This is a genomic window from Erythrobacter sp. THAF29 (assembly GCF_009363635.1).
Lineage (GTDB): Bacteria > Pseudomonadota > Alphaproteobacteria > Sphingomonadales > Sphingomonadaceae > Erythrobacter.
The window spans coordinates 274,505-287,486 of record NZ_CP045392.1; the positions used below are offsets into that span (position 1 = coordinate 274,505).

General features: G+C 61.7%; 13 protein-coding genes. 6 read left to right on the top strand and 7 right to left on the bottom strand.

Going from position 1 to position 12,982, the window contains the following annotated elements:
- Window positions 1-17: 17 nt before the first annotated feature.
- Window positions 18-815 (bottom strand): hypothetical protein, encoded by a 798-nt coding sequence (locus tag FIU90_RS01375; RefSeq protein WP_234029580.1) that lies wholly within the window; start codon window positions 813-815, stop codon window positions 18-20.
- Window positions 816-1,286: 471 nt separating this feature from the next.
- Between FIU90_RS01375 and FIU90_RS01380 the strand changes: the two genes are divergently transcribed.
- From FIU90_RS01380 to FIU90_RS01405, 6 genes are all read left to right on the top strand, one after another.
- Window positions 1,287-1,952 carry an energy transducer TonB gene (locus tag FIU90_RS01380; RefSeq protein ID WP_172970148.1) on the top strand — a complete coding sequence of 222 codons (666 nt, stop codon included), beginning with the start codon at window positions 1,287-1,289 and terminating at the stop codon, window positions 1,950-1,952.
- A 72-nt stretch (window positions 1,953-2,024) separates the two neighbouring features.
- Window positions 2,025-2,819, top strand: a complete 795-nt coding sequence (locus tag FIU90_RS01385) for a MotA/TolQ/ExbB proton channel family protein (RefSeq protein ID WP_152433148.1) — start codon at window positions 2,025-2,027, stop codon at window positions 2,817-2,819.
- 151 nt (window positions 2,820-2,970) lie between these two features.
- Window positions 2,971-3,501 carry a biopolymer transporter ExbD gene (locus tag FIU90_RS01390; protein ID WP_172970149.1) on the top strand — a complete coding sequence of 177 codons (531 nt, stop codon included), beginning with the start codon at window positions 2,971-2,973 and terminating at the stop codon, window positions 3,499-3,501.
- Window positions 3,502-3,530: 29 nt separating this feature from the next.
- Window positions 3,531-3,998 (top strand): biopolymer transporter ExbD, encoded by a 468-nt coding sequence (locus tag FIU90_RS01395; RefSeq protein ID WP_152433149.1) that lies wholly within the window; start codon window positions 3,531-3,533, stop codon window positions 3,996-3,998.
- Between the two features lie 261 nt (window positions 3,999-4,259).
- The gene (locus tag FIU90_RS01400; RefSeq protein WP_234029581.1) at window positions 4,260-4,730 is read left to right on the top strand and encodes a biopolymer transporter ExbD; all 471 of its coding nucleotides are present in this window, start codon (window positions 4,260-4,262) and stop codon (window positions 4,728-4,730) included.
- Window positions 4,727-5,353, top strand: coding sequence for a biopolymer transporter ExbD (locus FIU90_RS01405; RefSeq protein WP_152433150.1), 627 nt, complete (start codon window positions 4,727-4,729; stop codon window positions 5,351-5,353). The genes FIU90_RS01400 and FIU90_RS01405 overlap by 4 nt, the downstream gene beginning before the upstream one ends.
- On the opposite strand, the gene FIU90_RS01410 is transcribed toward FIU90_RS01405, so the two are convergent.
- The 6 genes from FIU90_RS01410 to FIU90_RS01435 form a co-directional block, all read right to left on the bottom strand.
- Window positions 5,350-7,818, bottom strand: coding sequence for a ligase-associated DNA damage response DEXH box helicase (locus tag FIU90_RS01410; RefSeq protein WP_152433151.1), 2,469 nt, complete (start codon window positions 7,816-7,818; stop codon window positions 5,350-5,352). The genes FIU90_RS01405 and FIU90_RS01410 overlap by 4 nt on opposite strands.
- Window positions 7,819-7,853: 35 nt before the next feature.
- On the bottom strand, window positions 7,854-9,317 hold the full coding sequence (locus FIU90_RS15490; protein ID WP_172970121.1) for a hypothetical protein: 1,464 nt from the start codon (window positions 9,315-9,317) through the stop codon (window positions 7,854-7,856).
- A 49-nt stretch (window positions 9,318-9,366) separates the two neighbouring features.
- Window positions 9,367-10,272: a hypothetical protein gene (locus FIU90_RS01420; RefSeq protein ID WP_152433152.1), complete on the bottom strand. Its 906-nt coding sequence runs from the start codon at window positions 10,270-10,272 to the stop codon at window positions 9,367-9,369.
- 26 nt (window positions 10,273-10,298) lie between these two features.
- On the bottom strand, window positions 10,299-11,714 hold the full coding sequence (pgmG, locus tag FIU90_RS01425) for a phosphoglucomutase/phosphomannomutase PgmG (RefSeq protein WP_152433153.1): 1,416 nt from the start codon (window positions 11,712-11,714) through the stop codon (window positions 10,299-10,301).
- 69 nt (window positions 11,715-11,783) lie between these two features.
- On the bottom strand, window positions 11,784-12,092 hold the full coding sequence (locus FIU90_RS01430) for a molecular chaperone DnaJ (RefSeq protein WP_152433154.1): 309 nt from the start codon (window positions 12,090-12,092) through the stop codon (window positions 11,784-11,786).
- Between the two features lie 4 nt (window positions 12,093-12,096).
- A complete protein-coding gene (locus FIU90_RS01435) occupies window positions 12,097-12,930 on the bottom strand; it encodes a division plane positioning ATPase MipZ (RefSeq protein ID WP_152433155.1) in 834 nt (277 codons plus the stop codon).
- Between the last annotated feature and the right edge of the window lie 52 nt (window positions 12,931-12,982).

Below are 12,982 nucleotides of genomic sequence, written 5' to 3' on the forward strand. Positions count from 1 at the left end.
TCCCTCTCAAGGAATAGCTATTCGGTGATGGCCCGCTCGCACGGTCCGAGCTGCTCGATCACGAATCTGTAGTCGGTTGCAGCCAGCCTGCGCGCATCGGCATCGCGCGCGAGGTTGGCGCTGCTCGGCAGTTCACTGGGAAGCGAGCAGGCGAGGCGGTACCAGCGCAGCGTTCCGGGCTGCGGCGCGCGTGCCGCCGAGTCGATTATCTCGCCCCACGACACGCCCCAGACCGGATCGAGGCCCGGACGGCGTAGCACGCTGATTGAAACCGGTGACCGGTCGGGTGTCGCGAGGAAAATCTGTGTTTCGGATTCGCCCGCCAGCGTTCCGCGCACCGCAAGTGCGTCAGCCACACCTTCGACCACCGGCGGCTTGTCGCCGGATGCGAGCTCCGTGAGCACCGGGCGCAGGCGCTGTTCGAATGCAGGGCTGTAATCGATCTGCGCGCTCGGCCCGGCCAGCTGGACTTCCTGCCCGCGATCAGTGACGGGCCGACCGCGAACCGGATTGGCGAACAGGATCACCTCGCGCTTCTTGAGCTTGGGCGGCTTGCCTTTCGCATCCAGCGGAACGTCGACGAGGTAGGCGAGCGACTCTCCGATACGGCTGCGGCCGGCGATAAGCGCGAGAGTTTCTGCCTCTATATAGAGCCTCGCAAATCCCGGCTTGAGTCCCGGCGCGCGCTCCGCGCTAACCTGCGACTGGCGCCGAATCCGGGCGCGAATGACCAGTTCGCTGCGTTCGGCGAGCGCCACGAGGTCGGCGTAGGTTGCTCGCTCGGCAGCGCTCTGTGCCGCCGGCGCATCTTGCATCGCAAACGCCGGCGAGGCACACGCCAAGGCTCCGGTCGCCAGGGCCAACGCAGACATGCTGCTGAATTTGTTCGTTAATTTTTGTTTAATGATCGTCATCGTCCAGAAATCCCGCGCCGCTCCTGCGGCAATATTCGCACAGTATCGTGTTGGAACGCCAGCGCAGTGAATCGCCGCTGAACCGATAAAGCGTTTGATTGCCTAGGGGTTGACCGTTAAAGGCGGGAAAGCTTGCGCGGCAATAGGGGACATCGACCGCACGAGCGTAAACATCGTCATCATGCTATGGTGACGGTGTCCCACAGGAGAGGGACTCGCTTTTTCATTCGAAAGCTGGCCTCGATCCATGGGGATTTAAATTTTTGGGATTCGCGTGGAAGCGATCCGATTCGGTTGATGCCTGATTCGGATCCGACGCGAAATTTATGCCGGTATGTCCGCCGGCTTGTGTGATGGAGAGAAAGCGACTGGATGGCCTACGCTGACCAACAAATGAATGGAAACAAGGTCGTTTCCATTATCATCGTGGCGATAATCCATGTGCTGATCGGTTACCTGCTCATTTCCGGCCTGGCCGTTTCGGCCGTCAAAACGGTCGTCGAGCGCGTGACCACAGTCGACATTGAGGAACCACCGCCCCCCGAAGAACCGGATGAGCCCCCGCCCGAGCAGCCGCAGGAAACCGCGCCTCCGCCGCCGGTGGCACCGCCGCCGCCGATAAGTATCGCGCCGGCTCCTCCGCCAATCCAGACGCAGCCGACGATTCCTCCGCCCGCTCCGCCGGCGCTGACGATTCCGCCGCCTGCTCCGGTTGCACCGCCGCCGCCGCCGCCGCCTTCGCTTGCGCGTGGTGCGACGACGAGGGGTGAGCGCCGCTGGGCAGCCCGCATCCAGGAAAACTATCCCTCGCGCGCACTGCGTGAGGAGATCGAAGGAACAGTGGGCGTTCGTGTCACCGTCACTCCTCAAGGACGCGCGGCGAATTGTTCGGTCACTTCGTCGAGCGGGTCGAGCATTCTCGACCAGGCAGCATGCCGCGGGATGGAGCGTTATGCACGCTTCAATCCGGCACTCGACGATGCCGGCAACCCGACCACGGGCAGCTATGCGACGCGGATCACGTATCGTTTGAATTGATGATGAAAACTGGTCGGGGCCTTGTGGAGAGGTCCCGGTCGAAAAGACAATTTTTCAAGAGGACTACTCGCAATGAACGTTTCATATCTTCTGGCCACCGCCACCGATGCGCCGGTCAACGAATTCGGCTTCTGGAAAGCTATGGAAGAAGGCGGCCCCGTCGCCTGGTCGATCCTCGCCGTCATGGTCATCATGTCTGTCGGATCCTTCTACATCCTGTTCACCAAGCTGTTCGAACAGAACAAGGTGATGAAGCAGTACAAATCGGTCAAAAACGCGTTCTGGCGCGCCCCGACCCTTCGTGAAGGCGCAACCAAGCTCGAGAAGAACAGCGCATGGCGCCAGCTCGCCGATGATGCGGTCACCGCACAGGACCACCACAGCAAGATGGATGGTGCCGGCGATGAAATCCACTTCATCGAAGAAGAGCTCGAAAACAGCCAGGAAAAGATCAACTCGGTGCTTTCGGGCGGCCTGTCCTTCCTCGCATCGGTCGGTGCGACCGCTCCGTTCATCGGGCTGCTCGGTACGGTGATCGGTATCTACCGCGCACTGATCAACATCGGCATCGAAGGCTCGGCTTCGATCGACAAGGTTGCAGGTCCGGTCGGTGAGGCGCTGATCATGACGGCGATCGGTCTGCTCGTTGCCGTGCCGGCGGTGCTTGCGTTCAACTGGCTGCAGTCGCGCAACCGCCGTATCGCTGCTCTCATGAAAGAGTTTGCGAACGACATCGTCGCCTACATTGGTTCGAACGGCGAGATCAAACCGGCCCTCGGCCCGGCATCGGCTGCAAAGGGCGCACCGAAGGCTGCTGCGAAGCCGGCTACCACGGCTGGCGGCGCACGCCCGACGCCGAAGGCCTGAGCGACCGAGTGATTACGGGCGGCGGGGTGCCTGATGCATCCCGCCACCGCACTAACCGGGAGAAGGTGTCGGCCTAAAGCCAGCATGGATCCCGGCTCGACTTTCGAGCCCTAAGGGTCGAACAGAATTTTTTGAGGGATAGGAATTTTAAATGGCGATTTCGACAGGAGGCGGTGGAGACACCCCGATGTCAGACATCAACACCACCCCTCTGGTGGACGTGATGCTCGTGCTCCTGATCATCTTCCTGATCGCGGTCCCGGTCGCGATCCAGACGATCGAGAAGCTCGAAATCCCGGTGTTTGCATCGGTCGAATCGAAGAACAAGGTCGAGAACCTGCTTCTGACGGTGAGCACCACCGACGCCGCCGGTCGCAGCGCGGGCGAGCCCGGCTTCGAAGGAGCATCACGCAGCGGCGAGTGCCGGGTGTACTTCAACAACATCACCCCGGTGACTTCAGAGCAGCTTTACGACCAGGCCTTCACCCGCCTCGACAATATCGTCCAGGCAGCAGGCGGTCCCGAAGCGATCATGGAAGACCCCGAGCGTATCCCGCAAGTTCACATCCGCGGCGATGTCAACGCACCGTGGCGCTGCGTCGCCGGGGCGATCTACAATGTTCAGGCGGCAGGTTACCCGACCGTCGGGTTCATCTCGAACCCGGTCGAGCCCGGCATCTGACGGCCAAGAGAATTAAGGAGTAACAACCCATGGGTATGTCCGGAGGCAAGCTCGACGGCGAACCGATGATGGATATGAACATGACGCCGCTGATCGACGTCCTGCTCGTTCTGCTCATCATGTTCATCATCACCATCCCGGTGGCAACGCACTCGGTCGATATCGATCTTCCGCAAGGCGATCCGCCGCCACAGGATATTCAGATCGATCCCGTCAAGAACAAACTCGTTCTGACGCAAGACGGCCAGATCCTGTGGAACGCCACGCCGCTTACGCAGGCGCAGCTCGTAACCACTCTTGCCGAAACCACTCAGATGGCGGTCGAGCCCGAACTGCAGTTCGAGCCCGAGGCGCTCGCCAGCTACGATTTGGCGGCCAAGGTGCTGCAGATCATCAAGCAGTCGGGCGTCACCAAGTTCGGTTTCGTCGGTAACGAGAAATATCGTGTCTTCGGGACTGGTGGTCCCGGTGCAGGCGGACTGGGCGGCCAGAACTAGAACCTGGCAGAAAACAGAGACATGGAAGGGGCGGCCCGCGAGGGACCGCCCCTTTCCTTTTTCCTTTCCAGGAAAAACCTCCCCCACAGGCGTTTTCTCTCTTGCGCGACGCACAGGTCGCTAGAAACGGGCAGTTGCAGTGCGCCATGTGCGACAACCACCGTCAGACGCCTGGTTGCGATCCCCATACCGGTATGCTTTAGGCAACTTGATAGTTATGTTATATAGTACCGCTTCCGAAGGAGATCGAGGAGACGATCAATGACCATTGCAGCCACGCGCCGCAGGAGCCGCTTTGCCGACAAATACGATCCGCGAGGTCGTAAGCGCCTGCCCCCGCCCAAGGGCGACATGAACGTCACACCCTTCATCGATGTCTTGCTCGTGCTCCTCGTGATGATCATCCTCGCGGTGCCGATCAAGGTGCACGAAACCAGCGTCGACCTGCCGACCGAGCCGTGCAAGACCTGTCCGCTCAATGCTGACACAAACACGGTCTTCATTACGGCACAGGACCAGCTCCTTTGGAACGGGGTCGAGGTTACGCCCGACCAGCTGCGCCAGCAGGTCGCCGCCGCAAGCGCGATGGAAGAGCAACCCGAATTGCGCTTCGAACCCGCTGCGCTCGCTAGCTACGACCGCTCTGCGCGCACGATCGCACTGATCAAGGAAGCGGGCGCCAAGCGCTTCGCCTTCGTCGGCAATGCCCGGCACAAGGATTTCGGTTCTTGACACGCCTCGGCTCTGCGCGCGGGTCGCGCAAGAACAATTCGGGCGGGCGCTTCAGCCCTCGCCCTTTTCGCCGACGTAAGCGCAAGCCGTACGACCACGGCGAGCCGATCTGCCGGATCGACATACGGCCGATAGCTCTATTTGCCGCGCTCTTCGCAATCCTCGCCTTGATGTGGAACCTTGGCAACCGACAAACACACACTTTGCTGATCGATTTGCCTCAGGGTCCCTTACCGATCGAGCCTCACAAATTGAGCTATTCGATTTTGGATATTTCCTCGACCGGACAAATCTCTTTCGATGGTCAGCCAGTCGAGCTTGGCCAAATCGCTCAGGCCATCAAGAACACCGGTATCGCGTATCCGACTGTCCTGGTCAGGCCGGACGGCAATGCGCCATATGGAGTAACGGCGCTTGTTCTGGATGCACTTGTAGATGCTGGGGTCGCGCGAGATGAGATCTGCTTTGACGAGTTAGAAAAGCACCGGCTGTTCCAGCGGTCGACATTGGTGGATGAAAGCACTCTCCCTCCGGATGAGGAAAGCAGATGGAGAGCCCCCGACAAAGACATTGAGCCAAGCGGCTGTTCGAAGCTGATGATGCTATCCGCTGGGTTGGTTTAGTCCAGCACAGGCCTATCCTCCGGCCCGATCCGCATCGCCTCACCCACCAGCGTCTCGGCCTCGATCAGTAGTTCGTCATCGACCGCGCCTTGCGGCACCGCTTCGCGGCCGATCATTGTCATCACCGGCACGGCGAGCGGCGAGACGCGCTCCAGTTCGACATGCACCAGTTCGTGCTGCGAGCGTTCGAGCAGGTCCGCCAAACGCCCCACGTCCGTCATCCGCGCGCGGGCATCGGCCCATGCGGCTTCGAGCAGCACGTGGTCGGGTTCGTACTTCTTGAGGACGTCGTAGATGAGATCGGTCGAGAAGGTGACCTGTTTGCCGGTCTTGCGCTTGCCGGGATGCTGGCGCTCGACGAGGCCGCTGATTACCGCGACCTCGCGAAAAGCGCGGCGCAGCAGGTGGCTCTCGGTCACCCAGTCGGTGAATTCGTGTGTCAGGATATCGGGCGAGAGCAGCGGCTTGGGGTCCTTGACCGGCTTGAGCCCCCACACGGCAAGGCAGTAATCGTTGGCGACGAAGCCGCCCGGCATCAGCCCGCGATCCTCCATCCGCCGCGTGATCAGCATGCCCAATGACTGGTTCGCGTTCCAGCCCTCGAACGTATAATAGGTCGCATAGTGCTTGCCGCCGTGCGGGAAGCTTTCGACCAGCAGTTCGCCGGGCGCAGGGAGCTGGCTGCGATAGTCCTGCACTTCGAGCCATTCGCGCACATCGTCTGGGAAGCGCCCCCACCCCGCGCGGTCGTCGAGCATCTCCTGCACGCGGCCCGCAAGATGTGTGGTGAGCGGCAGGCGCAGGCCGCCGTAAGACGGGATCGAGGCGCTGGTCTTGGCCGCGCGCACGATCACGTCCATGTCCTTCACGCTTTCGACCTCGAGGCTCATGCCCGCGAAAAAGAAGGTATCGCCGGCCGATAGCTGGGCGGCGAAACGCTCCTCGACCTTGCCCAGCTGTCGGCCGTTTTTGAAACGGACCGTCAGCATTTCGGAATCGACGATGATCCCGGCATTCATCCGGTGTCGCTGCGCCTGGTTGGGATGCGCGAGCCGCCAAACACCCTCTTTCGAACGCACGATCCGCTTGAACTTGTCGTAGGCGCGCAGGGCGTAGCCGCCATTTTCGACGAAGCCGAGCACGCGCTGGAATTGCTCCATGTCGAGCCACGCATAGGCGACTGAAGACCGGATTTCGGCGAGCAGATCGTCCTCGTGAAACGGTGAAGCGCAGGCGCAGGCCATCACGTGCTGCGCGAGCACATCGAGACCGCCTGCACGAAAATCTTCACCGTCCCGCTGGCCTTCATCGACTGCGTCCTTGGCCGCCATCGCTTCGAGAAACTCGAACCGGTTGCCAGGGACGAGCACCGCGCGGCTCGGCGTTTCGAGCCGGTGGCCGGCCCGCCCGATCCGCTGGAGCAGGCGCGATGAACCCTTGGGCGCGCCCATCTGGACGACAAGGTCGATATCCCCCCAGTCGACCCCCAGATCGAGGCTCGCGGTGCAGACCAGCGCGCGCAATTCGCCCTCCGCCATCGCCTCCTCGACCTTGCGCCGAGCCTCTTTCGACAGGCTTCCATGGTGAACGCCGATGGGGAGGTTGTCTTCGTTCACATCCCACAGGCACTGGAAGATGAATTCGGCAAGAAAGCGTGTGTTGGTAAAGACAAGCGTGGTGCGATTGGCCCGGATCGCCTCGTAGATTTGCGGGATTGCCCAGCGCCCGGCGTGTCCGCCCCACGGTACGCGCTCCTCGATGGGAAGCAGGATCTCGACTTCGGGTTCCGCGCCCTTTTCACCGAGCACGAGGTCTGCGGCGCGGATTTCGCCAGTGCCGTCGACCGGCTGGGGCGAAAGCCATTCCTGGAATGCGAGCGGATTGGCGAGCGTCGCCGAAAGCGCCACGCGCTGCGCCTGAGGAGCAATGCTTTGCAACCGCGTAAGCGCCAGCGCGAGCAAATCCCCGCGCTTACCGGTTGCGAAGGCATGGACCTCGTCGATCACCACGCGCTTGAGGCCGCGAAACAGCTCGAGGCTTTCAGGGTAGGAGAGCAACAAAGAAAGGCTCTCGGGCGTCGTCAGCATCACGTGCGGCGGCTTTTCCCGCTGGCGCTTCTTCTTGTCGGAAGACGTGTCGCCGCTGCGGGTCTCAACCGTGATCGGAAGGCCGATCTCTTCGATCGGGGTCAGCAGGTTGCGCCGCACATCGTGGGCGAGTGCCTTGAGCGGCGAGACATACAGCGTGTGTAGACCATCGTGTACCTCGCCGCCCTGCGTTGGCGCGAAGTCGCACAGGGTCGGCAGGAAGCCTGCGAGGGTCTTGCCCGCTCCCGTATCCGCAACAAGCAGCGCGTGTTTCCCCTCGCGCGCCTTGGCGAGCATGTCGAGCTGATGGCGGCGCACGCGCCAGCCACGGCGTTCAAACCATTGCGCGATTTCGGAGGGCAGTTCGATTGCGGTCACTTTGAAGGAGCGCCCTAGCACCCCGCATGTTCCCGTCACAGGCCTGCGATGATCTCGCCGGTAAGGCGATCGCGGTTCGCAAGCAAGGTCTCGAGCAGCGCAATCTTGGCCGAGCACCGATGCGGCGAGGCGGGGTTGTCCATTGCCATCCTGATCGCATCGGCATCCTTGTCGGACCTCGCCGCGGCCCCTTCATAGACCCAGGCCGGGATATCCGCCGGCCCGAACCCCTGCGAAGAGCGGCGCAATCCGCCCGAGATGAGGAGCTGTGCTGCCACACTTTGTTCGAAGGCGATCCAGTCGTCCCGCATTTCGGGAGCACCCCCGCGAAACAATCCACTGGTCACTTCGCCGCATGCAGCCTCGCCCTGTCCCTGCGCACTCTGGAGCCACGCGAGGTGAAGCTCGGCGATGGCAAGCGCTTCCTCCGGCGTTGCGCCAGCCCGCGCGGCGAGGATGCGCTGACGCAGGAGCGAGCGCGCAGGGCCAGGATTTTCGGCGTCTTCGCGCAATTGCTCCATCAATTCGCCCGCGAACGCGCTGTCAGCCATCACCACATCGCCATAACTGAATTGCTCGCCGAACAGGACTTCGGTCATGGCCTGCGCTTCCTGCGGAGAAACGGCGAGAAAGCGAGTTGACTGAGCGGCCGTTTCGGGATTCTGACTGACGACCGCAGGCGTGTACTCGTAATCCGGCTCGTCCTCCTCGATTGCGCTGCAGAACGTTACAAGCAGGAACAGCCCGCCTATCCACCAGCAACCAAACCTGTTGAGCGAGTACCGCTGGGCGACCCCGTCAAGCGTGTCGCTTTGTTTGCCCTGGCCGGGCGAGCGCATTTCGGTGGAGGGAATGTATCGACTCTCGTCGCCCTCCACGTCCGAATAACTGCGCCACGTATCGGGATCATAGGGCTCCGCCCCGGTCCGGGGTTCGGCCTCCTGTAAGCCGAAACTGGCGACAATCTCGTCAGGCGACGGTGCGTATCGCCCTCCGCGCTCCCATTCGCTGCCTGCTTCAGGCTCAGGCTCAGGCTCAGGCTCAGGCTCCGGCTCCGGCTCCGGCTCCGGTTCGGGTTCGGGTTCGGGTTCGGGTTCGGGTTCGGGTTCGGGTTCGGGTTCGGGTTCGGGTTCGGGTTCGGGTTCGGGTTCGGGTTCGGGTTCGGGTTCGGGTTCGGGTTCGGGTTCGGGTGGCTCGTCAGCGCGTGGAGAGATGTCAACACTTCGCGCTGGCGTAGCTGCGGCAGCCTGTGGCGTCGCTTGTTGCGTGAGCGTGGAATCCTCTCCATCCCGCTTCGTCCGGTCCCGCTCGCGCTGCAATTCGGAGGCGAGGAAGAGCGCCTTCTCGCGGGCTTCGGTGAGTTCGGCGAAGGCGGAAATGCGCATCGCCTGCGCATCGAGTGCTTCACGTTTGGCCGCATAGGCGGCGTGGATCGCCTCCTTATCGGTCGTCTCGGAGATATCGAGCGCCGACCACGGCCAATTGCCCGTCTGTCTCACTGCCCTGCGTGCCCCAACGCTCTTTCGCTTCCGTCAGCGATCACTACCGTCAGATGACGCCTTCACTTTCCTCTTCTTCGGCTTCAGGCTCGGGTGCGAGCGCCTCGAGCTCTGACTCACCCTTGCCGAGCAGTTCCGACAGGCGCCGACGTTCGGCGGCGCTCAGTTCGGGGAATTTGCGCCCCTCGGGGAAATCCTCGGCCATCTGGGCTATCTGTTCCATCATCTTGCGGAACACCTCGCCCATGGCGGGGCCCATTGCTTCCATCATCCCCATCATTTGCGGGTCGTACTGGACGAGAAAGCTTTCCCTCGCGAATTTGCCGCCGACCGGCGTTTCGAAAAAGACCAGCAATTCCTCGATCTCGCTCCCTTCGAAACGGATCGAAAATGCACGGGCCAGCGCTTCGCGATAGGAGGGCTCGATCGCGGCGAACAGATCGCCCATCATGTCGATCACGATCTGGTTGATGCGATCATTGCGTCCGGCATATTGGGGATCGAGGATGTCGAGCGCCGCCTGCGCGGCCTCATCGTCCAGCTCGTAAAGGTCTTCGACCGGCACGCCCGAAAGCGAAGCGAGTTCGGTGCGCGGATCGCCCGTAACCGCGCCCATCATCGCGGTCATCATCGGCTTCATGCTCTGGTCCATGACGACCGCGAAAGAACCCTCGGGGAACACCTTGTCGACCATCTTATTGGCGAGCGGAAGGCGCGCTTCCTGTTCTTCGGTGAGCGGCTCTGCCTCGAACATTTCGCCGAAGATCGAGAAGGCTTCGGTCATTTCGCGCTCGAATTCTTCCGCGGCTTCTTCCTCGACCGTCTGGAATTCGAAGACTTCCTCACCGCCGACTTGACCGTCCTCGCCCAGGTTAACGTCCTCTTCCTGCGACAACGCCGGAGCGGACAGTGCCAGCGCAAGGCCGGATGCTGCGGCGGTAAAGATGCGTTTCATATCTGCGATCCCCTGTTCAAAAACGGTCAGTGCCCGACGCTTTCCCCGCGTTCGAGCCCGGACAATGCGAGTTGCTCGTCAATTTGGCCGATCAGGCGTTCGAGCCCCTCTTCGCTGTCGCTTTCGGCACGTGCGACCAGCACGTCCTGCGTGTTCGATGCGCGCAGCAGCCACCAGCCATCGGCGGTGTTCACACGCACGCCATCGGTCGCGTTGACCTCCTCCACTTGCGGGCCGGGATTGGTTGTGAGCCGCTCGGTGATTTCAGCGATGGCAGGGAACTTGCGGCTCTCATCCACCTGGAACCGCATTTCGGGCGTATTGAGCATGGCCGGCATGGCCGAGCGCAATTCCGTGACCGACTTGCCCAGCCGTGCGGAGGCAGCCAGCAGGCGAACACCGGCGTAGAGCGCGTCGTCGAATCCGTAATATTCGTCGGCAAAGAAGACGTGCCCGCTCATCTCGCCAGCAAGCGGCGAACCAGTTTCCTTCATTTTGGATTTAATCAGGGAGTGCCCGGTCTTCCACATCAGCGGCTTCCCGCCATGCCTGGAAACATGGTCGAACAGCGCGCGGCTGGCTTTCACATCGGCGATAATCGTCGCATCCGGGTGAGTCCTCAGCACATCCTCGGCGTAGATCATCAGCAGTTGATCGCCCCAGATCACGCGACCTTCGCCGTCGATTGCCCCAATCCGGTCGCCATCACCGTCAAAAGCCACTCCGAAATCGAGCTTCTTCTCCGCGACGAGCGCGCGAAGATCGGCAAGATTTTCCTCCACGGTTGGATCAGGATGGTGGTTAGGAAAATGCCCGTCGACTTGAGTGAAAAGCAGGTGGTGCTCCCCGGGAAGCCGCGCGGCAAGCGCCTCCAGTGCCGGCCCCGCCGCTCCGTTTCCGGCGTCCCAGCCAACACGCAATCCTTCCAGCGCGGCGGTGTCTATTCCGGCGAGTCCTTCGAGCATACGCTCGACATACTCGCCCATGATGTCGCGCGTCGCGACCTCACCCGCACCGTCGATCCAGTCTCCGGCCGCGGCGATGTCCCCGAGCTTCTGGATGTCGGCCCCGAAGAACGGCCGACCCAGAAATACCATTTTGAAGCCGTTGTAATTGGGGGGATTGTGGCTGCCAGTTATCTGAATGCCGCCATGCACATCCTCGGCTGAGGCCTCCGCATAATAGAGCATCGGCGTCGCGCCCATGCCGGTCCGCACGACGTTGCACCCGCTGGCGGTGAGCCCTTCCACCAAAGCATGTTCGAGCATGGGCGAGCTGACCCGCCCATCATAACCAACCGCAACCGTGTCGCCGCCCGCGCGCGCCATTAGCGTCCCGAAGCTGCGTCCGATCGCGCGTGCATCGTCCGGCCCCAGCGTTTCGCCGATAATGCCGCGAATGTCGTATTCGCGCAGGACGGTCGGATCGAATTTGTGGCTCATCGAAACAGTCTTCCCTGTGTTCTCGCAAGTTCCCGCGGATCTGACACCGCAATTGTGACACTTACGCGATCAATCATCCTTGCCGATATCGGCGCCCTGGTTCGGCAGTTCTTCGAGAAGTAGATCGCGCGCATCGTTGGCCTCGTGCACCGCTGCATTGCTTCCCCCCTTATCGGGATGGACCATCGCGACCAGACGCTTGTGCGCTGCGATGATCTGTTCGCGGCTTGCGCCTTCCTCGACCCTCAAAAGCTTTCGCGCCTGAAAGATCGCCTGGCCGCGCGTCGTCCTGCCTCCGAGGCCTTCCCACGGCCATTTGCCGAAGGCCCAGCGCCAGATAATGCAAATGATGACAAGGATAATTGCAATGCGAAGCATCCAGCTACGCTAGCTCCATTCGCGTCTGCCTGCGAGCAAATTCCGGCAGGTGCAAGTTCTTGAGAAGCGCCCGCAATTCCTGCCGGGCAATCAGGTGGCTGGTACCAAGCTCACCCAGGTGCCCCTTGTCGAGCAGTGTCAGTCCCGATGGAAAAAGTTCGCGGTAGATCACGCGCTCCGAAAGCCCTTGCGCGACGCGGAAACCGACGCGCTTCGACATTTCGGTGAGCGCCTGTTCGATACGCGCCATGTTGCGCGCCTCGACATGGCCGGTGCGGTTCCGCACGACGATCCAGTCCATCTCAGGACGGCTGCCATTGGCGGTCTGACGGCTGCGCTTCATCCGCGCTTCCCAGATCAGTTCGGCAAAAAAGGAGAGCTTCTTCACCTTGAAGGTGTCGGAATCGACCTGCCCGATGAGATCGAAATCGACGAAACTGTCGTTCATCGGAGTGACGAGTGTATCCGCGTTCTCCGCGGCGGCACGCGCGATAGGATCGTCACGGCCTGGATTGTCGATGACAAGGAAATCGCACACCCGTTCGAGCCGGTCGATCGTGCTCAAGAGTTCGTCAGCCGTCTCCCCGCGAAACACCTCGCAGCCTGGTGTCGGCAGGGTAATGCGCCTGCGTTCGAGCGTGGCAAGGCGATTCTCGATATAGCGGTGAGTGGTGCGCTGGCGCGGATCGAGGTCGAGCGCAATCACTCGCGCGCCGAGATAGGCCAGTGCCACCGCGATATGAACCGCGGTCGTCGATTTTCCGGTCCCGCCCTTCTCATTGGCAAAAACGATCCGGTGTGCGGCCTTGGGGGTCGGTTTCGGGGCGGCGTGATTCATGGTGCGACCATTCGTATTCCTGTGATTGATGCGGGCCTGCGCAGCAGGGGGT

Excerpts from the sequence above, each read along its gene's own strand:
- FIU90_RS01430 (WP_152433154.1), bottom strand. The coding sequence starts at position 12,092 with ATGCTTCGCATTGCAATTATCCTTGTCATCATTTGCATTATCTGGCGC.
- FIU90_RS01395 (WP_152433149.1), top strand. The coding sequence starts at position 3,531 with ATGGGTATGTCCGGAGGCAAGCTCGACGGCGAACCGATGATGGATATG.
- FIU90_RS01420 (WP_152433152.1), bottom strand. The coding sequence starts at position 10,272 with ATGAAACGCATCTTTACCGCCGCAGCATCCGGCCTTGCGCTGGCACTG.
- FIU90_RS01380 (WP_172970148.1), top strand. The coding sequence starts at position 1,287 with ATGGCCTACGCTGACCAACAAATGAATGGAAACAAGGTCGTTTCCATT.
- FIU90_RS01400 (WP_234029581.1), top strand. The coding sequence starts at position 4,260 with ATGACCATTGCAGCCACGCGCCGCAGGAGCCGCTTTGCCGACAAATAC.
- FIU90_RS01385 (WP_152433148.1), top strand. The coding sequence starts at position 2,025 with ATGAACGTTTCATATCTTCTGGCCACCGCCACCGATGCGCCGGTCAAC.
- FIU90_RS01375 (WP_234029580.1), bottom strand. The coding sequence starts at position 815 with ATGCAAGATGCGCCGGCGGCACAGAGCGCTGCCGAGCGAGCAACCTAC.
- FIU90_RS01435 (WP_152433155.1), bottom strand. The coding sequence starts at position 12,930 with ATGAATCACGCCGCCCCGAAACCGACCCCCAAGGCCGCACACCGGATC.
- pgmG (WP_152433153.1), bottom strand. The coding sequence starts at position 11,714 with ATGAGCCACAAATTCGATCCGACCGTCCTGCGCGAATACGACATTCGC.
- FIU90_RS01390 (WP_172970149.1), top strand. The coding sequence starts at position 2,971 with ATGGCGATTTCGACAGGAGGCGGTGGAGACACCCCGATGTCAGACATC.